The organism is Rhizobium favelukesii, assembly GCF_000577275.2.
GTDB lineage: Bacteria > Pseudomonadota > Alphaproteobacteria > Rhizobiales > Rhizobiaceae > Rhizobium > Rhizobium favelukesii.
Window position 1 is genome coordinate 866,039 of sequence record NZ_HG916855.1, and the last position, 23,983, is coordinate 890,021.

Consider the following 23,983-nt stretch of genomic DNA (forward strand, 5'->3'; position numbering starts at 1 on the left):
CGGATCCGCCCCGCCGCCCATTCTGGTAGAATTTGGGGCGAGCGTTCGCGATCAACAAACTGCGTTTTTCGGGCGGGGCGATGCGACACCGTGAATGGGCCATTATTGAAAGAAAGCTTCCTGCGACTGCATAATTCCTCGAATCAAAATCGATTCTAAGGTAAAATTACGCCGCTCATTTAAAGGGCTGCAGCGTCCTTGCGCGCCGTATTCGACGCGGGGCGCTGTAGAGGAAAGGTGAAGCCAATGAAAAGGTTAGCAATCGTTACCCTGTCGCTGTTGACGGCGCTGACGAGCGTCCCGCCGGCCATTGCGTTTCCCACCGTTGCCGTGCCGAAGATCGAAGTATCAGAGGCGCAGCCCGTCCAGTACAGGCATTACCGCGGCGGCTACAATCGCGGATACGGGGGCGGCTATCGCGGGTATGGACACCACAATGGTGGCGACGGTTGGGCTTGGGCACTCGGCGGTCTCGCGACGGGCGCAATTATCGGCGGATTGCTGGCGCAGCCGAGCTATTATGGCCCCAGCTACTACGATCAGGGCTACTACGGGCCGACCTATTACCGTCAGCATTACTACGCGCCCCCGCGCTATTACCGCCAGGTCTATTCTGGCGGCAACGCACATACGCGCTGGTGCTATGCGCGCTACCGGTCCTACAGAGCTTACGACAACACGTTCCAGCCCTTCTACGGTTCGCGACGCGCGTGCGCCTCACCCTACTATTGATTGCGGGCGTACTTGGCTCGGCATTAATTGAGATCAGTTCCAAGTCTCTATCGGCCCGAAGCGGTCGCTCGACGAGAGCTTGGGGCCTTTCCTATGCTGCTCACTCGGCCTTCTAGGGACAGTTCTTAGCTCGACTTTGTACAAAATCGGTGGTGATTTCGGGGGCATCTGAGCAGCCCTGGGTGAATCAATTCGCCGCAGGGTCCCGGCCTTGCGCCATTCGTTTGATCGGATTCGAACGAATGGATGAGCGAACAACATGATTGTAGCCGTGAGCCGGGAGACGCGGTCCCCCACATCCTTCGCAAATGGCTGTCGCCGTTTCGTTTCTGGTTTACCGCGCCAAGCTGGGAGCATCTGCTGGTCCTGGTGATGGGTGCGCTCCTTTCGCCTGGCAAGCGAACGGTGACGGCCTGCCTGCGCATCACCGGACGCGCGGAGGTAAGTAATTTTGCCGCCTATCATCAACTCCTCAACCGAGCCCGCTGGAACCCTCGCACGTTGGCGGCCCGTCTGCTGTCCATCATTGTTGCCCGGCTCGTGCCCGAGGGCCCTGTCGTGATTGGCATGGATGATACAATCGAACGGCGTTGGGGCCAACGCATCGCCGCGCGTGGAATTTATCGTGACCCGGTGCGCTCCAGCCATGGCCACTTTGTCAAAGCCAGCGGCTTGAGATGGTTGAGCTTCATGGTTCTTTCACCTGTCCCATGGGCAAAATGTATTAAAGCCCTGCCGGTGCTGACGATCCTGTGTCCCTCTGAGCGCCATGATCAGAAGAAGGGCCGAAAGCACAAGCTGCTGACTGATTGGGCAAGGCAAGGCGTCTTGCAGCTTTGCCGCTGGCTGCCGGGCCGCGAAATCATCTTTGTCGGCGATAGCAGCTTTGCCGTTCATACACTGGCTGCGGCTCTTCCCGACACGGCCACTCTCATCACGCGGTTGCGTCTGGATGCCAGTCTCTTTGCTCCACCAGATCAACGGCACGAACATACGCTCGGGCGACCGGCGCAAAAAGGCAGGCCATTGCCGAAACTGAAAACGCTCCTCAAAGACGCAAAGACCGAGTGGCAGCGCATCGTCGCATCGTCCTGGTACGGCAAGCAAACCGACAAAACCCTTGATGTCACATCAGGAACCGGCCTCTGGTATCGGCGTGGAACGCCCCCAAGACCAATTCGCTGGGTTCTCGTTCGCGATCCATCAGGCCGTCGTGAACCCCAGGCGTTCATGAGCACCAACGTCAACCTTGAGCCCGCTCAGATCATTGCCTATTTCGTTCGGCGCTGGCAGATCGAGGTCACCTTCGCCGAAACGCGAGCGCATCTTGGCGTGGAAACCCAACGGCAGTGGAACGACAAAGCCATCATGCGCACGACCCCGTCGCTGCTGGCGCTCTACAGCCTCGTCACACTCTGGGCATGCGATCTGCTCGGTCATGGCGTCCTTCCCTATGCCGCCGCCTGGTACAAGAAAACAGAGTTCACCTTCTCCGATGCCATCGGTGCGGTTCGCATGATCCTGTGGGATCAGGATATTTATCGACAGCACCCGCCAGACCCGGACATTCCTGAAACTCAACCAAGCCGCCTCAAGCGGATGACACAAGCACTTTGCTTCGCTGCATAATGTACAAAGTCGAGCTTAGAGAGCAAAGGCGGCAGACGACCAAAATGCTGGCGGAGATACTCAGCGACCGATCGAGGCCTCCATTCGAAAGACTTCGATCGTTGGTCCATGCGTTCCTCCGCTCGGAATGCGAGGAGGCATCCGTTCGGATCGCGCTCAGCGATGCCGCGCCGCTCTACCGCGACGCCCCCGAGGCCGAGGCATCAAAGAGCGCGACCGAGCCGGTCATGGAGGAATTCATGCTTGACGTCCTGCCGGCAGCGTCGAAGCCAGTTCGCGATGTCGCATGTGATTTGATCATGACCACGCTGGGTACGGTCGGCCAGGATTTCTCGGCAACGCCGAGGACAGAGGACGATCACCGCTTTCTTGTTTTGCGCATACCTGCAAAGCCTGGTGAACCGGACTGATCCGGCCGCGACGGCGAAATAGAAAGCAAGCCGCTCTTCACGTCTGCCTTGCCGTGACGTCGCCATGTAGTCTTGACCGCAATTGGCGCAAACGCTCAAGGTCTGATATGTCCGGAAGCGGCCCCCTTGCGGTCATGACTCACAGCGATCCTCTCGATGGTTTGACATCAGTTGTAGTTCGTATCCCTTTAATCCAGCCCCGGAAGCGGCGGCAGCCAAAGGCACGCCCGACGGCGAGCGCGTCTTGCGCCAGCACGGCGACGAACCTGGCTGTTCAATGCGAATACCGCTTCGATCGCTGGCGCGTCTCGCCTACGGTCAAACCGCCTTTTTGACAAAGGCTAGAGGAGACAAGCCGGCTTACTCTGACGGGATCAGGCAACGCCGAGCTTCCCGCGCTCCCCTTCACGAGGTGTCGAGAGTTTCTCGGGTGTCAGAAACTCGGCCAGATCCGCCGCCTCGTAGAACGGGCGGATCTCCATCTCACTCTTACCCGACATGAATTTGGGGGCGCGCTTCGCCCAAGCCATGGCCTCGTCCATGTCCCTGACCTCCCAGATCGAGAAACCGGCGACCAGCTCGCGGGTCTCGGCGAACGGCCCATCGATGACCGTGTGGCCCGGACCATCGAGAATGATGCGTTTGGCTTGAGCGCTATTCTGGAGGCCGGCGGCAGCAATGAAGACGCCGGCCTTGACCAGCTCCTCGGTGAACCGATCCCCTCCGGACCATAGGTCGTCGACCCTCAGCTGACGAGGTCGCAGGCGCGAAGCTTGCTATCTATCGCAAGATTAAAGAGAGCAAGCTCCAGCGTTGCGCCGGTCATTTCAAGACGGACGCAGATCGACCAAACGTTCTTTGGCTGAAGTGGCCGCTTCTGACCGACAATAATGCCCTTGTTCCACGGATGCCGGAGACGCGATACGACGGTTCTATGACAAAGTCTCCGCCACTCCTCCCGCCGCAACGCCCTGCTGGGCGGGCAGACAATATCACAATCGGCGCTTGTCGGCCCCAAAGCAAGCTGACGCGTCGGCGCAATCCACCAGGCGGGTCGCGCGATCAGGCAGGAACGTACGTCAACCTGATGACGTCCTCGGCAATCCGATCGCTGGCCGCTAGGCGGAGCGGCTCGCGCGGGCCGGCGAAGAAAGGTTTACCGCGACCCACCACGACGGGGCAGAGGTAGAGTCGATCCTCATCAATGAGACCAAGATCGGTAAGGCTTCGCGCCAGGTCTGGTCCGGCAACTTCAATCTCCCCACCCAGCCGAGCCTTCAGTCCGCGCACTGCCGGCTCAAGCTCGTCCTCGACGAGCGTGGCGTTGGGGCCGGCCGACTTCAACGTGGGCGACACGACCCACTTCGGTTGGCTTCGCCACGCCGCCGCGAAGTCGCGTTCCTGCCCAACCCAATCAGGGCGATCTTCGTCCCAATAACGCATGATCTCATACATGCGGCGACCGTACACGCAGCCGGTCAGGCCGCGCACTTCCTCGATGAAGTGACGGAAGAGAGCGGGGCTTGGCGCAAACTCCATATCGACGTAGCCGTCTAACGACTGCATCATTCCGAAGACGAGCTTGGCCATGCCCTCTTTCTCCTCCTAAGCGCCCACGCCACCGCAATTCTAATTGCATTATGCAATCAGTTTTATAGCTGGACTGGTTTTATGTTGCTATTGGTTCTTTTGGACTGCGCGTGAACGCGGTGACGCTCGGGCTGCCGATCAATCTGATTCTAGAGACGCTGGGGGATCGCCCTTGGTCAAAGGACGCTCCTCGGCATGCGCAGAACATCTGGCATCCGCACGCCGACGCTGCCATAAATGAGCTTCATCGAGGGAGGCATGATGATGCAGAAGAATGCGCCGGACTTCAGCCTTGAGGGCAAGGTGACTTTGGTGACGGGAGCAAGCCGTGGCATCGGTCGAGCTTGCGCACTTGCCTGTGCCGCAGCAGGCTCCGATATTGTTTTGGGGGTCCGCGATGTCGCAGCGTCGGCGGGCCTGGTTGCCGAACTCGAAGGCGCGGGACGAAAAGTTCTCCCTGTTGAACTGGACATTCCCAATAAGGCCCATATCGCACAAGCCGTCGATGCGGCGCTTACTACGTTCGGTCGGATCGACGTCCTCGTCAACAACGTCGGCGTGGCTCCGGGCAATCTCGCAGAACTCGTTGAGGAGAAGGACCTTGACGAGATTCTCGATGTCAACATCAAGGGCACCTTTCTGATGACGCAGGCAGTAGGCCGTCACATGATCAAGCGCAATGGGGGCCGGATCATCAACATCAGCTCACAGGCCGGTACCGTGGCACTGCGCGGCGAGGCAATCTATTGCATGAGCAAGGCGGCAATTAATCATCTCACGCGCTGCCTTGCAGCCGAATGGGCACGCTATAATGTTACCGTAAATACCGTATCGCCGACGTTCATTCACACCGATGGTACAGCACCTTTTCTATCCGATGCCGACAATCGCAAAGCGACGCTCGGTCACATTCCACTCGGCCGGATCGGTGAAACCGATGATGTGGTGGGCGCCGTAGTCTTCCTTGCATCACCGGCTGCGAGCCTAATCACCGGCGCGAACCTGCTGGTGGACGGTGGATGGTCCGTCGCCTGAGGCCGAGGCGCCTGCAGCGCAAGTCTTGTGCAGATGAGAACGACGATTTCGGCGGATAAGGATCGCCTTACGTCATCGGCAAAGGCAGAGTTCGACCAGCATTACCTGAAGAACAATGCCTGTGCCGGCTTCTGGCGCACAGTTGTCATATCGCGTCACGCGGTGGCATCCGACTATATCCCGTCGACGTGTGAGCGGCACACCGCTTACTGTTCGTCTCCAAACAGCCATGAACTGCGCCCGATACGACGCGTGCTCGTTTCATGGAGAAATCAGGCGGGCCGCCTTGGTCCACTTGGAGATTTTTCAGGCAGTTGATCTGCACTCCTCCTTCTTCGTCGTCTGGTCCGTCTGACGAGGGAAAGGAAAGCTGAGGATTATCACCGGGCCACAAAAGCGCTCGCACGCTGATCTATGGATGCGCCCGTAGCGCGACCTTATGTCCTGCAAACGGACATTGTACGATGCCGTGCCTTGAAACCAGATCCCGGAATTGGAAACGAGAATGTACAACTTTTGATCGGGGGAGGCCGACCAATTTGGTAAATAGCCGCCGCCGTCGTTTTTGTTCAATCTTGCCTTTGACAAGGGACTTACTTGATGGCCGGATATTGTCTCTGCATGAAATATGTAGGCTGGTCGATCATCGACAAAGCCACGCACATGCCGGCGCGACTTGACGGCGTTCCCCTCGTCTCGTTGGAGGCCGACGAAGCAAAGGATATGCGGGCCATTCTGGAGGGCATTGACCGCATACGATCGGACAAGGCGTGTTGGGTTTCTTTTGTCAAGCAGCAACGACTTCTTGCGAAAAAGTGGCAGGCCCGTCAGCTCCGGACGAACGAATGCGCGGCGTCCAGATCGTTCACGGGCTTTTGCGGACAAGGCCGGAGCAAAACCGATGCACTACGTGGCCGAAGAAGAGAAGCGACTTGGACGACCGATCGGCAGACGGCTCGGGACGATCAAGCGGGACGATGGGTTTTATGAAGCGCGGGTTGTCCCTGCGTATGCGGGCGAAGATCGCACGGTCGTCTTCATTCGCAGGCCGAACTGGAAAGAGTGGCTTTTATCGCTTGCGCGCTCATCGACGTCCTTGACAGGCCGGCGATCGAGCTGGCCATCCAACTCCTCGAACGTCCTTTGATTTGAGAGAAAAACGACAAATGGGAAGAGGTGTTCGTCAGGCACGCATTTCGGATATCGACAAGGCGATAGGTGAGCGCCTTCGCCAGCTTCGGCAGATGCGTGGGATGACGCAGACGACGCTCGGCGAAGCCGTGAATGTGACGTTCCAGCAGATGCAGAAGTACGAACGCGGGCTCAACCGGATCGCCGCGTCCACTCTCGTCGGCTTCTGCAACGCCCTGAAAGTGACGCCAATGGAAATCCTCGGAGGCTTCGTGGGCGAGGCGATGCAATCTGAAGACCTGCAACTATTGGAGAAGCTCCATGACGCCGAGAACCGCTTGCGGCAGATCCACGAGCTTTCGAAAAGTTAGCTGCTTTTCGTGGAAGTGGGTTCCATGAAACACGAGGGCAGGGCACGATCATTCCCTGACTACATGGATAGAAGCGCGATAAATGATCGGTTTCGTTGCGCTTTCCTTTATTTGTCGAGTCGCATAGGATTTTCATGTCTCATCGGGACACGAGAATCTGCGGGCGACCGTTTAAGGCAACGCGGTATGCCGCAGCAGGTTTTTGCGGAGGGTCTAGCGCTGGTGCGTTAGCCCTCCAATTTTTGGTCCCGACATCCTGTCGACGGAATGGATCCTGGTTCGCTGTTTCTGCCGGTGTGAAGCACTTGCCCCCGGTGCCACGCGTGATCAACTTGCCAGGGACGGTGCGCCGTCCTGTGCCGGACCCGACGTTGTCTTAAAATCGTGGATTTAGTGCAAATGGTCCCTCGACCATCTCCAAAGCCAAAAAGGGTCAGATTGCAGGCGATAAGAGCGTTGTCCTAAAGTGTTGATTTAGTACAGCGAAGCCAACATGAAGCAGATCGATCTCATGTATCGCACGATGACTGAACTCGGGCAACCGTTGCTGGATGCCAGGTTCTCGGCTGACTTCCCGTTGAGGGTCGCTTCGTAGTGTCGCCAACAAGGGTCGCAAATACTGGTATTTCGATCAGCCGAGCGAAGGCGAGGGGCATAGGCAGCAACGCCAGTATATCGGCCCTGCAGATGATCCGTAAATCAACATGCGCGTCGAAGATTTCAAGGCGATCAAATACGACGCCAAAGCCCGCCGGACATATGTCAGCACGCTCGTTCGCGACGCTGGCTTTCCGGAACCGGATCGGTTTGCAGGCAATTTGGTCGAAGCTCAGCGGTGGCGCGCAATGGTGACACTTAAGACTTTCATGTGCCTGTTTCAGATTATTGTCTGAAGGCCAAGTTCGACAACTCGCCCGCTCGGCAGTCCGAAGTAGTCTGTCGCATTGCTCGCGTTCCTGGAAAGGGCGATGAACAGCCTGTCCTGCCAGAAGGGCATACCTCCCTTCCTTGAAGGCAGGATGGTCCTTCGTGACAGAAAGAACGAGGTCGACATGATGTCGAACTTCAGACCGAGCTTGCGCACGAGGATGAGCGCGCGGGGAATGTTCGGCGTCTCCATATACCCGAAGGTAATCACGATCCGGCTGAAGAGCGGGTTGAAGCTCTCGAGAAAGATCTTCTCGTCGTCGGGCACAAACGGGGTCGTGGCGGTCGTGACGCTGAGGATGACGTTCTGCTCGTGAAGCACCTTGTAGTGCTTGAGACTGTGAAGAAGTGCTGTCGGCGCGCCCTCGACGTCACTTGTCAGAAAGACGGCGGTCCCGGGCACCGTCGGGAGCTTCTTGCGGTCGAGATTGTTGATGATGACGGACAGAGGAATCTCATCGGCCCTTGTCCGCCTCGCAAGAAGTCTGCGTCCGGCCGTCCAGGTCTGCATGATAAGCGCCATGACTGACGCCACGGTCACTGGAACCCAGCCGCCGTCGGCGAACTTGGCGACGTTTGCGGCAAGAAAGCCGGCATCGATCATCGCCAGCGGGACGATCACGGCGACGGCGACGGCCAGCGTCCAGTGCCAGATCCGCCGCATCACAACAAAAAGCAGCACCGAGGTGATGAACATTTCCGCCGTCACCGCTATACCGTAGGCGGCCGACAGCCCGCTGGAATTCTGGAAGAAAAGGACCAGCGCGGCGACGAAGATGAAGAGCAGGCTATTCACCTGCGGCATAAAAATCTGCCCGGAATGCGTTTCTGACGTGTGCAGGATCTGAAGGCGAGGGAGCAGGTTCAGGTGCATCGCCTGTCGCACAAGCGAGTAGGCGCCGGAGATCACCGCTTGGCTGGCGATGACGGTGGCCGCGGTTGCGAGGCAGACGATCGGAAGCCTCGCCCATTCCGGATGCATGCCGAAGAATGGATGGGCTGCCATCTCGGGATGAGAAAGGACGAACGCGCCCTGGCCGAAGTAGTTGAGCAGCAAACTTGGGAAGACGAGCGCGAACCAGGCGATGACGATCGGGCGACGGCCGAAGTGGCCGAGATCGACATACAGCGCTTCGGCGCCGGTGACCGCAAGGAAAACGGCGCCCAGTACCGCGATGGTCGATCCGAGATTGTCGGCGACGTAGCGAAAGGCATGAAGGGGATTGATCGCGGCAAGGACGGAAGGATCGTCGAAGATATGGATCGCGCCGCTAATGCCGAGCACCAGGAACCATAGGGCGGTGATCGGCCCGAACACCGACGCTACTCCGCCCGTTCCGAACCTTTGGACAAAGAACAGAACGGCAATGATCATAAGCGTGATCGGCACGACCCAGTGCGACAAGGCGGGCGCGACGACCTCGATGCCTTCGACAGCCGACAGGACCGAAATCGCCGGCGTGATGATGGCGTCACCGAGAAACAGCGAAGCGCCCACTACTCCAAGGATCAGAACCCACTTTGGACGGCCCGCGAGGCCCTCGCGCGCCAGTGTCATCAGCGAAAGCGTGCCGCCTTCGCCTCGGTTGTCTGCTTTCAGGACAAAGGAGACGTACTTTACGGTGACGACGATGGTAAGAGCCCAAACGATAAGGGATAGGACGCCAAGAACGTTGGCGTGATGCGTCCCCGATCCGGCCGTGGCGTGCAACGCCTCCCTGAAGGCGTAGAGGGGACTGGTGCCGATGTCGCCGTAGACGACCCCGAGCGCCGCGAGCACGAGCGACGGCATTCCGCTCCTAGTCTCGTGTTCCAGTTCCGGATCATCGAGGCGCATCTGGGGGTGGGTCAAGTTGGGATCCTGATTGGCACCAAAGCGAAGGTTGCCACCGCGACGCTCGCATTGCAATGTCTGACGAGAGGCTGTCTTGCGACCCGCCGAGCTCGAACAAACGCGGCGTGTTTGACAGACCGCGTTGGCGAAGCTACTCCGATTTCGGTCGGTGCGCCGGCCGGACGATGTGTCGTTCAATCCGACCCACCACCGAAAAGATCAACACCTCGACATCCATGTCGATCTTGTCGCCATCAAGAAGCCTCACCACGTCGTCGATGCCCGATGTGGGGTGGCCATCGATTGCAAGCAGATAGTCTCCCGCCCGAAGTCCTGCTCGCGCTGCCGGGCTTTCCTCCTCCACCCGGCGCAGACGCACGGCCGTTGTCTGAACAAGCCCAGCCTCCAAGGCCACTCGCCGATGCAGTTCTACGGTATCGGCTGCGATGCCGATATAGGCGCGCCTCACGTGGCCGAACCGCAGGAGCTCTGACACAACATGTTTGGCGGTGTTGGATGCCACAGAAAAAGCGATGCTTTGCGCGCCTTGGATCACGGCTGTATTGACGCCGATGACCTCGCCTGCCGAGGACACGAGTGGCCCACCGGAATTTCCGGGATTGAGCGCAGCATCCGTCTGGATGACATCATCCATCAGTCGTCCGCTGGCGGCGCGCATCGATCGGCCGAGGGCCGAAACGATACCGGCCGTCACCGTCCACTCGAAACCGAGCGGATTTCCGATTGCGATTGCAATGTGCCCGCGCTTTAATGTCTTGGAGTCTCCAAGCCGGGCAAAGGAACCTGCCCAATCGTTCGCACGAATGAGCGCAAGATCGCTGTCCGGATCGCGACCCAGCACCTTGCCCTCGATCACGGTGCCATCTGGCGTTTTGATCCGAACGGATTTTGCATCGTCGACGACGTGGCTGTTCGTCACGACCAGACCATCAGGAGAGATCGCGAATCCGGAGCCATGTCCGGCCCGACCGCCCACCCTTTCGATGCGACTGACCGCCGGCCCAACAAGATCGACCGCGTTCGAAACTGACTGAGAATAGGCGTCCAGCAGGCTGGCGTCATGTGACGGCTGGACGTCACGATCAATGAAACCCATGAAAACTCCTCGGACGCGCGGCGTCCAATTTGAGGAACGGCAGCGGCTGCAAAGGCGAGAGGCTGTCGGTTCGACAGATTGAGATAGGGATATCAAATGAGATGGCAGCTTGCTCAAATCAAGTGGGGTCGAGCGAGACGTCTTTCACACCCATTACGTGACGCATCACCGAAAGTTGACTTGGAGGATGCATCGCGACGTCGCCTGCATATCAAGCTGTGTTACATTTTCGACAGTGGACAATGGGTGATTGGAGCGCCGATGTTTGCAACGCTTGCGATGCTCATGAGCCTCTCAGCTGCGGCCCCGGTAACGGTGCCGCTGGGCGGAGGCGAGGTTGATGTGAAACTCGTCCTCGCTGTCGACACGTCCCGGTCTATGGATCAGGAGGAGGTGCGCATCCAGCGGGAGGGCTATGTCGAGGCGCTCAAGCACAAAGAATTCATCGAGGCGGTGACGGGAGGGCTCACCGGACGCATTGCGATCAGTTACTTCGAATGGGCGGGCTATGTGGTGCCCGGTTCCGTCATCGACTGGCATGTGATCGAGACACAGCAGGATGCGATTGGCTTTGCCAGCAAGCTTGAGCAGCGACCGATCACCACGCAGCGCCGCACGTCGATCTCCACCGCGATTGCCCAAGGGGCTGCAATGATCGTCTCCAGCCCATATTCAGGCACGAGACAAGTGATCGACGTGTCCGGCGACGGCACAAACAATTCCGGAAACCCAGTTGCGCCAACCCGCGACAAGGCAGTTCAGGCCGGCATCGTCATCAACGGACTTGCACTCATGTTGCGCCCCTCTGGCGCACCAGGCGGACTCGACAAGTATTATGCCGATTGCGTGATTGGCGGCCCCGGTTCCTTCGTCTTGCCAGTCAACAAGATCGAGGATTTCGCTGTGGCGGTGCGCCGCAAGCTTGTCCTGGAAGTCAGCGGTCTTTCTCCTGAGCCCACGATGGACAGGATTGCTGACCAACCGGCGACCGACTGCATGGTCGGTGAGCGGCAGTGGCAGGATATGTTCGATCGATGATGTCACGAGGCTCGCCTCGCCTTTGCAAATTCAGTCCCTCAGCGTCTCGCGCAGCACATCGAAGACCCGCGCATCAAGTGTCTGGGAAACATTGAAACGAATGAAGTTCTTTGCGGATTGGGAGAGGCTGAACGCATTTCCAGGCGCCAAGACAATCTTCCTTTTCAGGGCGGCACGTGCGACATCGGCTGCGTCAGCATCTTCGGGCAGTCGACACCAAATGAACATTCCTGCCGAAGGTTCGAGCCAAGGGATGATGCCGAGGTTCTTCAGTCTGGCCGAAACGTCGAACATCGCTTTCGAGAGCCGGCTTCGCAGGACCTCGACGTGTTTGCGATAGCTGCCATCGCTCAGCACTTTGTAAACAAGCTCGGCAGAGAGCCGTCCGCCGCCGAAAGAGGTCGCGATCTTGAGATCGATCAGCCCGTCAACCCATTCCCGCTTTGCGGCAATGAAGCCGCAACGGGCCGAGGCAGACAGGGTCTTCGAAAAGCTTCCGATTTGGATCACTCGCTCCAAGCCGTCGAAGGCCGCCAGGCGTGGAGCCGGCGTATGCTCGAAATCGGCGAAGATGTCGTCTTCGATGATGGTCAGGTCGAACTTGTCGGCAAGTTTCAAGATCCTATGCGCAACAACGGGGGAAAGGATGGCGCCCGTCGGGTTGTGGATTGCCGAATTGGTGATGTAGAGGCGCGGTCGATGCTCTTCCACGGTCCGAGCGAACAGCTCGATGTTCGGACCTGAAGGCGTATAGGGAACGCTGACGATCTTGGCGCGGTGCGCCCGCAGCAGTGCCTGGAAATTGAAGTAGCACGGATCGTCCACGAGCACCGTGTCCCCCGGTTCGAGGAGGAACCTGCAAAGGAGATCGATGGCCTGGGTCCCGGACTCGGTCAACATGATCTGATCCGGCGATGCCTCCATCCCGCGCTCCGCCATGCGCCTTGCGATGTGTTGGCGCAGTGGCGGCAATCCGAGAGGGGAGCCGTAGTCGGCGAGCGCAGTGCTGCCGGCGCGCGACAGCCCCCGCAACGCCCGGCGAATGCCGTCTTCTGGAAGCCACGATGGCGGAAGCCACCCGCAGCCTGGCTTTAGATTGCTGTCGTCGGCCTCCAGCGACTGGCGCGATACCCAGAAGGGATCGACGGCCCGGTCCAGCTTTGGGCTGATCTCGGAAAGCGAAAATGGAGCGGCCTGGTTTGCGACGTAGAAACCGGAACCTTGTCGGGACAGGATCACACCTTCAGCAACCAGGCGCTCATAGGCATCGACGACCGTCGACGTGGACACGCCAGCTGTTGCTGCCATTGCCCGAACCGACGGCAGCTTCGCACCTGGCGTCAAAATGCGGCCGGCAATCCGTTGTCGAATTGTGGCCATGACCATCGCCACTCGGCTGATATTGCGTTCCTCAGCTCCATCCATCTGTACTGCTTCCTCAGGCATAACAGTTTTATAAAACTGTATCAGACTGTCACTGGCGTGACCATGCCTCCGGCCCGATAAGGACGGCACATGAGAAAGGCAAGGTATATGGACCGCTCGGCTTCTGGATGGCTTAACGGCCTTATCGGCGTAGTGATCTTCAGCGGCTCGCTGCCTGCGACGCGTGTCGCGGTCATGCAGTTTGATCCGGTGTTCTTGACGGTCGCGCGGGCGGCAATCGCCGGTGCGCTGGCGCTTTTACTGCTGCTTTTTTTCGCAGAGAAGCGTCCAGCACGGCGTGATGTCTTTTCGTTGGTCGTGGTCGCTGCAGGCGTGGTCGTGGGTTTCCCATTGCTGACGGCGCTCGCGCTGCAGCACATGACGTCGGCGCATTCGGTCGTCTTCGTCGGCCTGTTGCCCCTTGCCACCGCTGTCTTCGGCGTCATTCGCGGCGGAGAACGTCCGAAGCCGGCCTTCTGGCTCTTTGCAGTAATGGGAAGTGCATTCGTTTGCAGTTTCGCGTTGGCGCAGGGCCTCAGCGCTGCGCCCGTCGGAGATGCTCTGATGATGGCGGCGATCATCGTCTGCGGGCTCGGTTATGCCGAAGGCGCTAAACTTTCGCGAACATTGGGAGGATGGCAGGTCATTTCCTGGGCGCTCGTTTTGTCTCTCCCAGTGATGATCCTGGCCTCGATCTGGTTCATGCCGGCAAGCTTCTCGCATATCAATGCCCCTGCGCTAGGTGGCCTGGTCTACGTCTCGCTCTTCAGCATGCTGATCGGTTTTGTCTTCTGGTATCGGGGCCTGGCGCAAGGCGGCATTGCCAGTGTTGGGCAGTTGCAATTGCTTCAACCCTTCCTCGGTCTGACCCTGGCCGCAACCCTGCTGCATGAAACGGTGACTTGGACCATGTTTGCAGTGACCGCCGCGGTCATTGCCTGCGTGGCGGCTGCCCGCAAGTTCGCACGATAGCAACGGCCACTAACGCCGCTTTCCGGCCAAGCGGCAGCCACGCTCCCCGACGCTCGCTCGCTGCCCGATGCCGACATCGATCTGAGAGCAGCTCGATGCCATCGGCGTGCGTGTAGCTTTGGCCCGACGGTCGTTGGAAGCGTAGATCCAGCTTTGATTGCCACGACAATGGCGTGCGTCTTCGCGCAATCGCAATCGAAGCGCGGCTATCATCACGAACTACCGCGCGGGCTTTCCTTGCTTATGTGACGACCTCACCGGGGGATGCTTTGTACCCGAAGCCGATCTAACCGTATGTATAGTGTCTGGCGCCGCACAATCCTCCTACACTTCAAGCCTCATGAAGCAAGGGGAACGACGATGACTTCGGCTGATCTCATTCATTCGAGCGGGCATCCGGCTACTGCCAGGCAAAATGCGGTGTTAATCGCTGATGCCGAAGTGGGAACGGCCTCGCCGCTTGTCGAAAGCCTGATCGGGAAAGGCCTTCATGTATGCCTCGCCGATACCGCCGATGCGGCGAGACGGCACCTGCGCGAAAGAACCATCTCTTTCGCCATCGTGGAACTCGTCTTCGATGATGGCGATGGCATCGGCCTGGTTGAAGCTATCGCAGCACGCTATCCGCGCTGCCGCACGCTAGTGCACAGCCGCTTCTGCAACCTGTCTAACGCCGTAAAGGCAATCAAGTCGGGTGGCAGCGATGTCCTTCCCAAGCCGACCGACGTCGACTTTCTGATTGGCGTTCTGCTGAACAAGGATCTTAGACAGCCGACGTTCCGGTCGTCCTTCCCGGCTCCCGGTAATGTCCGCCAGGAGCATATCAGGGACGTCTACAGGTCGTGCGGCGCCAATGTGGCGCGCGCTGCACGCCAATTGTCCATGCACCGACGGACGCTGCAGCGCCTCCTCAAGCGCACCCCGCTGTTGTGAGGGGCACGTCCTAGGTGCCGGCATCACTGGTGGCGGTGCGGGTCGCCAATATCTTGTCAATACGCATCCCGTCCATGTCGATGATCTCAAACCGCCAGCCGTCAAAGTCGAATATTTCACCAACCTCTGGAATACGCTGCAGATGATGGAGGGCAAAACCTGCGAGCGTGTGGAAATCTCCTTCCGGCTTGTCGCGCATGCCAAGGCGATCAAACGCTTCGAATGCCGGCATCATCGCATCGACGAGCAATGAACCGTCGGCGCGTATGACGATATCTGGTTCCTGATCCGTACCCGGAAGGTCTCCCGCAATTGCCTCCAGCAGGTCTGTCTGGGTAATGATGCCCTCAAGGGTTCCGTACTCGTCGATGACAATCGCAAGCCGCACCGGCGATGCCTTGAAGCTGTCGAGCACCCGAACGACCGATGTTCTCTCGTGCAGCACCAATGGTTGCTTTATCACATCCATGGGACGCAATTTGCCTCCGTCCAGCACCTGATCGAGCAGGTCCTTCTTGAGAACCATGCCAATCGGTTCGTCGATCGATCCTCGTGCGACGAGGAGCTGCTCATGTCTACACTTCCGGATCGTCGTGAGGATTTCGGCTTGACTGCCATCGGCGTCGAACCAGTCGACATCAAGGCGCGGCGTCATGATGTCGGAGATCGGTCGATCTCCTATGTTGAACACGCGTTCGAGCAACAGCTGCTGGACCTGATTGAGAAGGCCAGCCTCTTGGCTCTCGGCAACAAGTAGTTTCAGTTCTTGTGGCGAATGGAAGGAGGCTTCGACAGTGCCGGGATGAAGCCCCACAGCACGCAGCACGAGGTTGCCCATGCCGTTGAGAGTGACGATGGCGGGCTTGAAGATCACCAGGAACAGGCGAAGCGGTCTGACGACGGCCAGGGATGTCACTTCGCTTCTTTGTAGGGCAAGGCTTTTTGGTGCCAGTTCGCCGAGGACGATGTGGAGCGAAGTGATGATGACAAACGCAATCACCACGGCAATGGTGTGTGAGCCCGTGGCGGCCCAGCCCGCCGGCAACCAGCCCAACAGCGGCTCGATGAGATGAGCAAGGGCAGGTTCGCCGACCCATCCAAGCGCCAGTGAGGAAATCGTGATCCCGAGCTGCGTGGCAGCAAGGTTGGCATCGAGGTTATCGACAGCGCGCTGCAGGGCCGACGCGTTCATCCTGCGAGCGGCTACAAGTTCGGCGACGCGACTGCGCCTGACAGAGACCAAAGCGAACTCTGCGGCGACGAAAAATCCGTTTGCCGCAACGAGTAAAACTACAGCAAGAATTCCGATATAGTCGAAAATACTGCCATCCTGGTCGGGCATGCGGAAAAGCTCCAGCTGTCGAAAGAGCTGGAACCTTAACATGACGGTGAGTTAATCATCTATCGCGAAGGTGCGGCAGCACTCCCCGCTTTCGCTGTCAAAGACCTCGACTTTCGCCAGTCGTCCTCGCCCGTCAGTTCCTTCCAGCGACCAGGGCTTGCGGCACGTCGTCTTCGCGGTGACCACGTCGCATCGCCCCGAAATTCGGCTGCGCGGCGAGGCCCAGCCGGTCAATCGCCGGAAAAGGAGTTGTCGATCGACCTGCGCAGTGACTGAAGCCGCTTGTCGAAACATGCCACGTCGATCGTCTCCACGGGGCTCGTCACGCCAAAATTCGCCAATGTGTATGATCGGCGCGACAGGTGATTGACTAGGCTGACACTCAGGGACAGCAATCCGTCTGTCTCCGACAGATGGGCATTCTTGAATGAGAACATGCGCGGCCCTTGCAGCCTCGATGAGGTGCGCCCTCGGCCCGCCATTTCCGTCCCTTTAATCTGCGCAAGGCACACCCACCGCTGTCTCGATGGGGCATGTCTGACCGGGGACCGCCTCGCGATGCTCGGCTCGATCGTCCTCCCGCAACGGCCGGCTCGTTTTCTTCCCCTGCCGGCTGCGCCGTCATTCCTCGCGATAGCGAAGAAAGCCTCGGCCCATGGCCGTCCTCCACTTCGTTGCGGCCCTGCGGGTGCGGGCCGATCGTCGCCGGTCTGATCGACAGCCATCGAGACCGCGATGGGCGCGGCTCGAGCAACAGAAAAGGAATGCGACAATGGCTCAGATCGGCACCTTCACCCGCGACGAAACCGGCGCCTACAACGGCACCATCAAGACCCTCACCCTCAACGTCAAGGCATCCATCAAGCCCTGCGACCGCGACAACGATCGCGCCCCGGACTTCCGGGTCACAGCAACTGGTGTCGAGTTCGGCGCCGGCTGGAGCCGGACCGCGCGGGAAACAGGCGCCGAATACCTCTCGCTCAAGCTCGATGACCCCTCCTTCACGGCCCCGGTCTACGCCTCCCTCGTCCAGGGCGACAAGGGCGAGCACAAGCTCATCTGGTCCCGCTAAACAGGCCAATGGCGCTCCGCTCCCTGCGGGGCGCACCCCTTCCACCCCTCGGTATTATGCGGAGCAGGAATCCACCGCAAATGCCGGCCAAAGCGGCCTTTGGAGATCGATACTCCGCATAATCCTGCTCTCTGCATAATCGACATATGTGGAGCTCCGCATAATGTCGAGTTCGGCGCCGGCTGGCAGAAACAGGCCCGCGACATAGAGCGCGACTGCATCTCGGTCAGGCTCGACGATCCGAGCTCCCGGCACCGATCTACGCGCGCTGACCGAAGTCCCGGGGCCAGGAAGGCCTCCAGCTTATCTGGTCGCGCAACACGCGCCGGTGATAGGGGTAGAGCGACATGGACAACAGGGTCGGTGATCCGGTGCACAGCGTCCAACGACAGTTTTGAATCGGTCGCGCCGCATTGATTCACGTGCTTGATAGGTCAAAATCGACGCCACTCCACGTTTTTCTAGGGCAGGGGCGGCATGTCGCCATCGGCGACGCGCCAGATCCACGGCGTCATATCCGGTCGCGCCTCGATCATGTCCTCAAGCGCAATCTCGAATTCCTCGCCGGCGCCAGGCGGTACGATATAGAGCGCTGCGGGACAGGGCTTCAGCTCCGGAAGCATCGCGTTTGCGAGCGGCTGCGTGGTCGAAAGGTTGAAACGAAGCCCCTTGACGGTTTTTTGGCGCATCTTGGTCAATCGTTCCAGCAATCGCTCTTCGTGGATGCTTTCGACCGGTAGCCACTGCTGCGTGACGACCGTCAAGGCGATCTCGTTGACGGCGATTGCTCCCGACGCTGACGCGCCGATCGTCGCAATCGCGATCAGGTGACAGGTCCCGGTTGCTTTCCAGATGTCGAATTCGGCGGCAAATCGCGCATTAAGGCGACGCCAGGAGGCCTCTTCCAGGAAAAGGGAAAAACCAGGCAGGTGTTTGGCGACAATCCTTTGACCGCTGCGTGTCGGCGCAAATTCCTTTATCTCGCAGATCAGAACCATCAAGGGTTTTGAACCGGTGGCCCCCGCGTGAAGAGCGGCCAGGGCGGCGGCGCGTCGCTGTTCGATCGCGTTTCTATCGTCGAGCCGGAATGGTTCCGGTACGAACAGCCGATCGGCGAGTGGCTCTCCTTTGACAGACATGGTGCGCGCCGCTTCCAGAAGGTGGTTGCGAACCTGCGGCCAGTGCCGCTTGCCCGCCCAGTGTGCGGTCCATTCCGTCAAGCCGCCCTGATGCCAGAGATAATGGAGGAGGGCACGCAGTGACATCTTGCGGGCATCGTTCTTGACGGACTCTGAGCCCGCCGATGTCTGCGTTGGCGCGGTGCGCGGGCCTTTCGTGGAAAGGGAAAAATTCAGCTTCAAAGAAGCAACCCCGCTTTCCGTATCGATCTGGATAGCACTGCCGATCAGGGAGCCCAGCCCCGACAATTCGTAGGGTGGCTCATAAGATTCGCAGTCAGACGCGTGCGCACCGCCGGTCAATGGCATCCGTTTAATGACGAGTTGGTCCCCGATATTGGCAATGTACATCGCCACGCCAGGCGTCTGGCAAAGACAGACCGGGCGCAGCTTCGATCGATAGGCCATCGCCAGGTTTTCCTGAATGCTTGCGGATTGCTCCTCGACGACTGTGTTGCCGATTTGGAAACGCCTCATTCCTGCAATGTCTCCTTGAGTGTTTCGAACACTCGTTCCGGTGCCACACGAGACCAAACCCTGTCTGCTCAGAACTGCGATTGTGCTGTGAGCGGAAAAGCCGCCTCAAGGTCGCGCAGTCCCTCCAATTTTGCCTGCGCTTGCGCTCCGACAAAATCGGCTCCTCCGCACGCCGGCTCCGCCGGTCGCTGACGCGAACCTTGACCCGTCTTCTCCCCTCACAGCCGCGCCGGTCATCTTTCACAAACGTCAATGGAGACGACGATGACGACCGAACAGCACATCGAAGAACTGCGCACTGAGGCCCGCAACGCCCCGACCCTCGAAGAGCGCCGGCAGATCGAAACCGAACTCAACGCTGCGATCGAGCAACTCGCCGCCGAAATCGAGAACCTGGCCCCGCGCTAGGAGGCATTTTGGCGTTTGCTTGAGATGACCCCCGCCAAATCGACCGGCCGGATCATCTTCGACGACACTCAATAGCCGTTTTCCTTCAGATAAAAGTCGATCGCCGCCTGCATGATTACCGTCATCTTCACATCGTTCTCGTGTGCCGCCGTCTTCAGGCGCATCTTGGTCTCATAGTTCAGCGCAACGTTGACATAGAACTTCGCGTCGCGCTCTTTGGCGCGCTTCAGGTTCTTGAGCGCAAGTCGCGCTCCTTCTCCGGCAATAGCTCGGGTGGTTGCCTTTTGCTGGCGCACACTCTGCGAAAGCTTGGCCAGGATAGGGGCCTCGACCGACGGCGCAGATCCTTCTTCGGCGAGACCTTCGACCGATCTCGCGTTCGCACCCCCGGCATTGTGGTCGGCTTTGACAGCGTTCGATGCGATGATGAAGTCGTCAAGGTCCAGGCTCGGCTTGTTCATGCGGCAATGCCCTTGAGGTGGATCGATCGTTTGCTCTCGATTTCGTTGACGAGCGCCTGAACTTCGGCGCGGGCCTTTCGGACGCTGTCGGTCAAGTCCTGCATCTGCAATGTGCCGAGGCCGTTTTGGATCGCGCGATAGATATTGCGCTCGAATAACTCCGTATCGAGAAGTGCAGTGCGATAGGCGGCTTGCTGCAACCCGGCAACGAATGGCCGGATATAGCGATAGGCTTCGAGGTTGCGCCCCGGGATAGTCACGCGCGTTCTCACATTCAGATGCTGAATCTTGGTACCCGCTTCGTCGTTTGTCTCGTTGACCATGGCGATCGCCTGTCCAGCCGCCTCGATCTCCTTGATCGCCGGCTGAATGGGAGAGATGACCAGTTCCGAAGCGCGAATGATGCTCGTCTGAAGGGAGCTGTCGACACCAGGTGCATCGATCACGATGAGGTCGAAGGACGTTGCAAACCGCTCGATGGCCGTCTCGAGCGTTCGTGATGTCGATGCGGTCGTGACTTCGATGTTGTCGGGCACATTTTGCTTGTTGTGGCACAGTCGCCACCATCCCGACAGGTTCTGCCTGCTATCGGCGTCGATCAGAAGCACACGCTCGTTTCTAAGCGCATACTCCCCCGCCGCCAGGGTGACGAGCGTGGTCTTGCCCGCGCCACCCTTATTGCTCACCGCGGCATAGATCCGGCTCATCTTGATCGACCCTTTGAAAGCTGACGTGCTCAGTGTCTCTGTGAATATAACTCTATTAGTATAGCAATCGTCAACCAAAATGCTGGCGATCAAACACATTCTATGGGCGATGGCCCCTAGAGTGGGATCACATGCCAATGGCACACGATGTGATCACTCGATGTGTCTGGAAGAACAATACTAAATACGTATAGTGATGTTTGGCAGGATACGCAAATTTGTGATACAAATTTGCTGACGATCGACGGACAAGCCGTCGATGGCGCCTGCGGCGATTGTTTCGAAGAGGATGAAATGGCGGCAAGCCAGCGCAAGGTGATCGAATCGGGAGCGGCAGACAAGCGGAAGGATCGGGTCGTGCACGCGCGTTTCAGCACCTCCGAAATCGCCGTCATTGCGCGCGTTGCCGCAGGCGCCGGAATGACCATCTCGGCCTTTATGCGGTCGCTGACATTGGAAGGCGCAGGCGTCCGCCCCTTCTTCACCGATGACGACCGGGCAATTCTGGATCTGCTTTTGTCGGACATGCGGGCGATTGGCGTGAACCTCAACCAGCTGGCGCGCGCCGCAAACAGCAGCGGTCACGTTGATGCCAAGGCGATCTCTGCTCAAACGGCAGATATTCAAAAGATCGTCGCCGCCGTCATGCTCGAGCTCAGGCGCTTCGCGGCGCGCGGCGCCCAACGGCGGCGAGGAGCCGCCTGATGGAGTTCTTCTTCGGTGCGTTCGAGAATGAGTGGGAGCGGCTGAGGGCAGCGCTGCTACACGAGCGGTCGCTGGGTCGGGGCAAGACTTTGGAGGAAGAGGAGCGCCGGCGCCGCGGAGGAGCGGTCCCGACCGCATCTCTTGTCGCCGGCCGAATGCATGGTGGGACCAAACGCGGCCGCCGTTCGGCCGGATTGAGGGCCGGGGATGGATTTGGCGCCGGCGAACCTTCCATGCGGTCCCGGTTTGCATCGCTCGCGTCCGGCAGCCAACCGGCCGTGGTCAAGATGGCGTCCTTCGGTGGCGGCAGCAGGCTTGGCGCGATGATCGGCTATATCTCGCGCAACGGCGACGTCGTCGTCGAGAACGAGCGTGGCGAACAGCTGCGGGGCCGCAATGAACTGTCCACGGTCCCGGGCGAGTGGGACCACCTGATGAAGAATCGCGCCGAAAGCCGCGATATCGGGTCATTCGTGGTGGAGGTGAAGGAGCAGTTCGATCCGGCATCGGCTATTCACGAGCAGGCGCGGGCGATCCTCAAACGCGGGCTTGGTGACCGGATGTTCGCCTTTGCCGCATCGCCTCGCAATGATGACACGGGCTTTACCATCGAGGGCGTCACTGTCTTGCGCGACAGCATGGGTGAGCGCCTCACCGGTGACGGGAAAGCATCGGCGATCGTGCAAGGTCGTCTGGATGGTGACGAGGGCGAGCAGAGCGTGGCAGCGACGTTTCGCTTCACCGGTTACGGCAACGGCACAGACTACGGCTCCGCCCGGCTTCGTGATCTTGTCAGTCGGTATCAGGTCGTCGCTTACGACGAGCAAGGGGGTGTGATCGCGGATGCCAAGCAGGCCGGTGATGTCGTGCAGCTCAAATGGCGCGACGGCCTGCATAGCCGCAAGCCGCGCGACGTCATGCATGTCGTCCTCTCGGCACGGGCCGGAACGGATGTCCAGGCTTTCCATGCCGCCGCACGAGGGTTCCTGGCGCAGGAATTTGCCGGTTACCGCTATGTGTTTGCCCTGCATGACCCGTCGAAGGACCCAAAGCCCGAGGAGGCGGGCGGCAAACGGCCGCATGTGCACGTCCATGCGATCGTTGCCATGCGTTCGGATGCCGGCGATCGGATCGAAACGACGATTTCGGTGTTTCGTCGCTGGCGGGTGACGATGGCGGAAAAGGCACGCGCGCACGGCATCAATATGGAAATGACCGATCGGCGTGAGCGGGCGAGTGCCGCGGCCTATGGCAAAAACCAGGTGCGTCCGACAAATCGCCACGGGCGAACCGAACACGAGGCAACGAGCGAGGCCGCGCAGCGACGATATGATGCGAAGCGGTCCGACAGACATAGCTTCCCTCAAACAGAGCGAAGCCGACGCTATACTGATTTCGCTAAGCGACAATGGGAGGCCGTGGCCACAGAACATGGCGGAGAAGGAGTCGAAAGCTTCGCTCAATCGCAGCTTATCCGTTTAGAATCAGAAGTGGTGCGTGATCATCCCCGAGTGCCTGGTGGGCGTAAGACGGAAAGTTTGCGCTCGCAATTCATAACGCATCTGGTATCTCTGGATCAGATCGTTTCGAGGGATGAGCCAATGCGTCAAATGAGCCGATCCGAATTCGAAGCCTATGAGAAGCGTGTCGAGACCGCCCTGTTCCAGGCGGAACGCGTCATTCCCGCAAACGAGCGCGCAAACTTCGACGAGATTGCCTCTGCAGCCCGTGAGCATGTAAGTGTGCGGCGCGAACTGATGGAACTGCAGGAGCAAAACGGTGAGCGGATCGCCAGCGATGAGCCAAGGCTGCGCGAAGGTGACAACGATGCCAACGTGCGCTGGGACGAGGCGGTCGCGCGCCATGGGCTGCGGACCGTCGAAGCAGCAAACGAGATCATGCTCGAGGTGGAGCACTACCGTGAAGCGATCGACCTCGCGGATGCAGGCGAAGTCAATGCCAATAAAGCGTCGTTGCAGGCACGCCTGGACCTTGTAATTGCCCGTGTGGGTGAGCTCGGTGCCTCCGGCAATACATTGATCCGAGAAATCGCCGAGGTGGATCACGACCTCAGGATTGCGATCGAAGCGGCCGAGCGCTCGCGGCAGCGCGGTGGCAAGATGAGACAGGAAGGGAACGGCACCTCGGTGATCCAGACGTCACCTACCGCTCTGGACGTGTTGCGCGATCATGACGATGAGGCAAGCCGTGTTCAAACTGAAGAGGAACGGGACAGGCCGGTCGCCGATATGACGCAGCAGACCCGGGATGGTCCAGCTCCTCGATCAGGCGATGCGACGCGCTCCGATCCAGCCCAGCAACTCATTCCGAGGCTCGAGCAGCTCCAGCGCGAGACCGATGAACGGCAAGAGCCTGAACGCGACGACCGCGAGCGATAAGGCGGCTGATCCATGCGAGGCGAACGCGCGGCGGGCGGTCCGGTTCGTTGCAGGGCTGAGAAGCCGGTACGCCGCGCTTCTCGCTTTGGC

Annotated in this window: 22 protein-coding genes and 2 pseudogenes; 13 read left to right on the top strand and 11 right to left on the bottom strand. The window is 59.3% G+C overall.

Annotated elements, in window-relative coordinates:
- Positions 1 to 246: 246 nt before the first annotated feature.
- From LPU83_RS67640 to LPU83_RS67650, 3 genes are all read left to right on the top strand, one after another.
- The gene (locus tag LPU83_RS67640; RefSeq protein WP_024319298.1) at positions 247 to 732 is read left to right on the top strand and encodes a BA14K family protein; all 486 of its coding nucleotides are present in this window, start codon (positions 247 to 249) and stop codon (positions 730 to 732) included.
- Positions 733 to 978: 246 nt separating this feature from the next.
- Positions 979 to 2,361 carry an IS701 family transposase gene (locus tag LPU83_RS67645; protein WP_037068948.1) on the top strand — a complete coding sequence of 461 codons (1,383 nt, stop codon included), beginning with the start codon at positions 979 to 981 and terminating at the stop codon, positions 2,359 to 2,361.
- A gap of 101 nt (positions 2,362 to 2,462) precedes the next feature.
- Positions 2,463 to 2,771 carry a hypothetical protein gene (locus LPU83_RS67650; RefSeq protein WP_231052137.1) on the top strand — a complete coding sequence of 103 codons (309 nt, stop codon included), beginning with the start codon at positions 2,463 to 2,465 and terminating at the stop codon, positions 2,769 to 2,771.
- 374 nt (positions 2,772 to 3,145) lie between these two features.
- Here the strand turns inward: LPU83_RS67650 and LPU83_RS67655 are convergent, their stop codons facing one another.
- From LPU83_RS67655 to LPU83_RS67665, 3 genes and pseudogenes are all read right to left on the bottom strand, one after another.
- Positions 3,146 to 3,520: a YciI family protein gene (locus tag LPU83_RS67655; protein WP_425301970.1), complete on the bottom strand. Its 375-nt coding sequence runs from the start codon at positions 3,518 to 3,520 to the stop codon at positions 3,146 to 3,148.
- Positions 3,494 to 3,738, bottom strand: a pseudogene (locus LPU83_RS74870) (tyrosine-type recombinase/integrase); the annotation flags it as partial. The gene LPU83_RS67655 and the pseudogene LPU83_RS74870, both read right to left, overlap by 27 nt.
- A 95-nt stretch (positions 3,739 to 3,833) precedes the next feature.
- Positions 3,834 to 4,361, bottom strand: coding sequence for a dihydrofolate reductase family protein (locus LPU83_RS67665; protein WP_024318420.1), 528 nt, complete (start codon positions 4,359 to 4,361; stop codon positions 3,834 to 3,836).
- A gap of 264 nt (positions 4,362 to 4,625) precedes the next feature.
- On the opposite strand from LPU83_RS67665, the gene LPU83_RS67670 reads away from it, so the two are divergent.
- Both LPU83_RS67670 and LPU83_RS67675 read left to right on the top strand, forming a co-directional pair.
- Complete coding sequence (locus LPU83_RS67670) at positions 4,626 to 5,396, top strand: SDR family NAD(P)-dependent oxidoreductase (protein ID WP_024318419.1); 771 nt, start codon at positions 4,626 to 4,628, stop codon at positions 5,394 to 5,396.
- Between the two features lie 1,166 nt (positions 5,397 to 6,562).
- Positions 6,563 to 6,898, top strand: a complete 336-nt coding sequence (locus LPU83_RS67675; protein ID WP_024318417.1) for a helix-turn-helix domain-containing protein — start codon at positions 6,563 to 6,565, stop codon at positions 6,896 to 6,898.
- A gap of 877 nt (positions 6,899 to 7,775) precedes the next feature.
- Here LPU83_RS67675 and LPU83_RS67680 read toward each other — a convergent pair.
- A complete protein-coding gene (locus LPU83_RS67680; RefSeq protein ID WP_167546236.1) occupies positions 7,776 to 9,662 on the bottom strand; it encodes a potassium transporter Kup in 1,887 nt (628 codons plus the stop codon).
- 148 nt (positions 9,663 to 9,810) lie between these two features.
- Positions 9,811 to 10,776: a S1C family serine protease gene (locus LPU83_RS67685; RefSeq protein ID WP_024318415.1), complete on the bottom strand. Its 966-nt coding sequence runs from the start codon at positions 10,774 to 10,776 to the stop codon at positions 9,811 to 9,813.
- Positions 10,777 to 11,037: 261 nt separating this feature from the next.
- Here LPU83_RS67685 and LPU83_RS67690 point away from each other — a divergent pair, with 261 nt between their 5' ends.
- On the top strand, positions 11,038 to 11,814 hold the full coding sequence (locus tag LPU83_RS67690) for a DUF1194 domain-containing protein (RefSeq protein ID WP_024318414.1): 777 nt from the start codon (positions 11,038 to 11,040) through the stop codon (positions 11,812 to 11,814).
- 30 nt (positions 11,815 to 11,844) lie between these two features.
- Here the strand turns inward: LPU83_RS67690 and LPU83_RS67695 are convergent, their stop codons facing one another.
- The gene (locus tag LPU83_RS67695) at positions 11,845 to 13,260 is read right to left on the bottom strand and encodes an aminotransferase-like domain-containing protein (RefSeq protein WP_024318413.1); all 1,416 of its coding nucleotides are present in this window, start codon (positions 13,258 to 13,260) and stop codon (positions 11,845 to 11,847) included.
- 87 nt (positions 13,261 to 13,347) lie between these two features.
- Here LPU83_RS67695 and LPU83_RS67700 point away from each other — a divergent pair, with 87 nt between their 5' ends.
- Entirely contained in the window at positions 13,348 to 14,211 is an 864-nt protein-coding gene (locus LPU83_RS67700) for a DMT family transporter (protein WP_024318412.1), read from the top strand.
- A gap of 360 nt (positions 14,212 to 14,571) precedes the next feature.
- On the top strand, positions 14,572 to 15,144 hold the full coding sequence (locus LPU83_RS67705) for a response regulator transcription factor (RefSeq protein WP_024318411.1): 573 nt from the start codon (positions 14,572 to 14,574) through the stop codon (positions 15,142 to 15,144).
- A gap of 10 nt (positions 15,145 to 15,154) precedes the next feature.
- Here LPU83_RS67705 and LPU83_RS67710 read toward each other — a convergent pair whose 3' ends face one another.
- Complete coding sequence (locus tag LPU83_RS67710) at positions 15,155 to 16,486, bottom strand: hemolysin family protein (protein ID WP_024318410.1); 1,332 nt, start codon at positions 16,484 to 16,486, stop codon at positions 15,155 to 15,157.
- Between the two features lie 230 nt (positions 16,487 to 16,716).
- A complete protein-coding gene (locus LPU83_RS67715) occupies positions 16,717 to 16,923 on the bottom strand; it encodes a hypothetical protein (protein WP_024318409.1) in 207 nt (68 codons plus the stop codon).
- Positions 16,924 to 17,258: 335 nt separating this feature from the next.
- Here LPU83_RS67715 and LPU83_RS67720 point away from each other — a divergent pair, with 335 nt between their 5' ends.
- Both LPU83_RS67720 and LPU83_RS74875 read left to right on the top strand, forming a co-directional pair.
- Entirely contained in the window at positions 17,259 to 17,558 is a 300-nt protein-coding gene (locus LPU83_RS67720) for a DUF736 domain-containing protein (protein WP_024318408.1), read from the top strand.
- 162 nt (positions 17,559 to 17,720) lie between these two features.
- Positions 17,721 to 17,830: pseudogene (locus tag LPU83_RS74875) on the top strand (DUF736 family protein); the annotation flags it as partial.
- Positions 17,831 to 18,019: 189 nt separating this feature from the next.
- Here the strand turns inward: LPU83_RS74875 and LPU83_RS67730 are convergent.
- The gene (locus tag LPU83_RS67730; protein WP_024318407.1) at positions 18,020 to 19,213 is read right to left on the bottom strand and encodes a DUF1173 domain-containing protein; all 1,194 of its coding nucleotides are present in this window, start codon (positions 19,211 to 19,213) and stop codon (positions 18,020 to 18,022) included.
- A 264-nt stretch (positions 19,214 to 19,477) separates the two neighbouring features.
- Between LPU83_RS67730 and LPU83_RS73305 the strand changes: the two genes are divergently transcribed.
- Positions 19,478 to 19,621, top strand: coding sequence for a hypothetical protein (locus tag LPU83_RS73305; protein WP_167546230.1), 144 nt, complete (start codon positions 19,478 to 19,480; stop codon positions 19,619 to 19,621).
- A gap of 68 nt (positions 19,622 to 19,689) precedes the next feature.
- Here the strand turns inward: LPU83_RS73305 and LPU83_RS74880 are convergent, their stop codons facing one another.
- Both LPU83_RS74880 and LPU83_RS67740 read right to left on the bottom strand, forming a co-directional pair.
- Positions 19,690 to 20,082, bottom strand: coding sequence for a hypothetical protein (locus tag LPU83_RS74880; protein ID WP_024318406.1), 393 nt, complete (start codon positions 20,080 to 20,082; stop codon positions 19,690 to 19,692).
- The gene (locus tag LPU83_RS67740) at positions 20,079 to 20,789 is read right to left on the bottom strand and encodes a ParA family protein (RefSeq protein WP_040680939.1); all 711 of its coding nucleotides are present in this window, start codon (positions 20,787 to 20,789) and stop codon (positions 20,079 to 20,081) included. Before LPU83_RS67740 ends, LPU83_RS74880 begins: the two co-directional genes overlap by 4 nt.
- A 231-nt stretch (positions 20,790 to 21,020) precedes the next feature.
- Here LPU83_RS67740 and LPU83_RS67745 point away from each other — a divergent pair, with 231 nt between their 5' ends.
- Both LPU83_RS67745 and LPU83_RS67750 read left to right on the top strand, forming a co-directional pair.
- Positions 21,021 to 21,494, top strand: coding sequence for a plasmid mobilization protein (locus tag LPU83_RS67745; RefSeq protein ID WP_331000936.1), 474 nt, complete (start codon positions 21,021 to 21,023; stop codon positions 21,492 to 21,494).
- A complete protein-coding gene (locus LPU83_RS67750) occupies positions 21,494 to 23,893 on the top strand; it encodes a hypothetical protein (RefSeq protein WP_040680942.1) in 2,400 nt (799 codons plus the stop codon). Before LPU83_RS67745 ends, LPU83_RS67750 begins: the two co-directional genes overlap by 1 nt.
- Positions 23,894 to 23,983: the final 90 nt, after the last annotated feature.

Coding starts and splice junctions, on each gene's coding strand:
- LPU83_RS67640 (WP_024319298.1), top strand. CDS start 247: ATGAAAAGGTTAGCAATCGTTACCCTGTCGCTGTTGACGGCGCTGACG.
- LPU83_RS67645 (WP_037068948.1), top strand. CDS start 979: ATGAGCGAACAACATGATTGTAGCCGTGAGCCGGGAGACGCGGTCCCC.
- LPU83_RS67665 (WP_024318420.1), bottom strand. CDS start 4,361: ATGGCCAAGCTCGTCTTCGGAATGATGCAGTCGTTAGACGGCTACGTC.
- LPU83_RS67670 (WP_024318419.1), top strand. CDS start 4,626: ATGCAGAAGAATGCGCCGGACTTCAGCCTTGAGGGCAAGGTGACTTTG.
- LPU83_RS67675 (WP_024318417.1), top strand. CDS start 6,563: ATGGGAAGAGGTGTTCGTCAGGCACGCATTTCGGATATCGACAAGGCG.
- LPU83_RS67680 (WP_167546236.1), bottom strand. CDS start 9,662: ATGCGCCTCGATGATCCGGAACTGGAACACGAGACTAGGAGCGGAATG.
- LPU83_RS67685 (WP_024318415.1), bottom strand. CDS start 10,776: ATGGGTTTCATTGATCGTGACGTCCAGCCGTCACATGACGCCAGCCTG.
- LPU83_RS67690 (WP_024318414.1), top strand. CDS start 11,038: ATGTTTGCAACGCTTGCGATGCTCATGAGCCTCTCAGCTGCGGCCCCG.
- LPU83_RS67695 (WP_024318413.1), bottom strand. CDS start 13,260: ATGCCTGAGGAAGCAGTACAGATGGATGGAGCTGAGGAACGCAATATC.
- LPU83_RS67700 (WP_024318412.1), top strand. CDS start 13,348: ATGGACCGCTCGGCTTCTGGATGGCTTAACGGCCTTATCGGCGTAGTG.
- LPU83_RS67705 (WP_024318411.1), top strand. CDS start 14,572: ATGACTTCGGCTGATCTCATTCATTCGAGCGGGCATCCGGCTACTGCC.
- LPU83_RS67710 (WP_024318410.1), bottom strand. CDS start 16,486: ATGCCCGACCAGGATGGCAGTATTTTCGACTATATCGGAATTCTTGCT.
- LPU83_RS67715 (WP_024318409.1), bottom strand. CDS start 16,923: ATGTTCTCATTCAAGAATGCCCATCTGTCGGAGACAGACGGATTGCTG.
- LPU83_RS67720 (WP_024318408.1), top strand. CDS start 17,259: ATGGCTCAGATCGGCACCTTCACCCGCGACGAAACCGGCGCCTACAAC.
- LPU83_RS67730 (WP_024318407.1), bottom strand. CDS start 19,213: ATGAGGCGTTTCCAAATCGGCAACACAGTCGTCGAGGAGCAATCCGCA.
- LPU83_RS73305 (WP_167546230.1), top strand. CDS start 19,478: ATGACGACCGAACAGCACATCGAAGAACTGCGCACTGAGGCCCGCAAC.
- LPU83_RS74880 (WP_024318406.1), bottom strand. CDS start 20,082: ATGAACAAGCCGAGCCTGGACCTTGACGACTTCATCATCGCATCGAAC.
- LPU83_RS67740 (WP_040680939.1), bottom strand. CDS start 20,789: ATGAGCCGGATCTATGCCGCGGTGAGCAATAAGGGTGGCGCGGGCAAG.
- LPU83_RS67750 (WP_040680942.1), top strand. CDS start 21,494: ATGGAGTTCTTCTTCGGTGCGTTCGAGAATGAGTGGGAGCGGCTGAGG.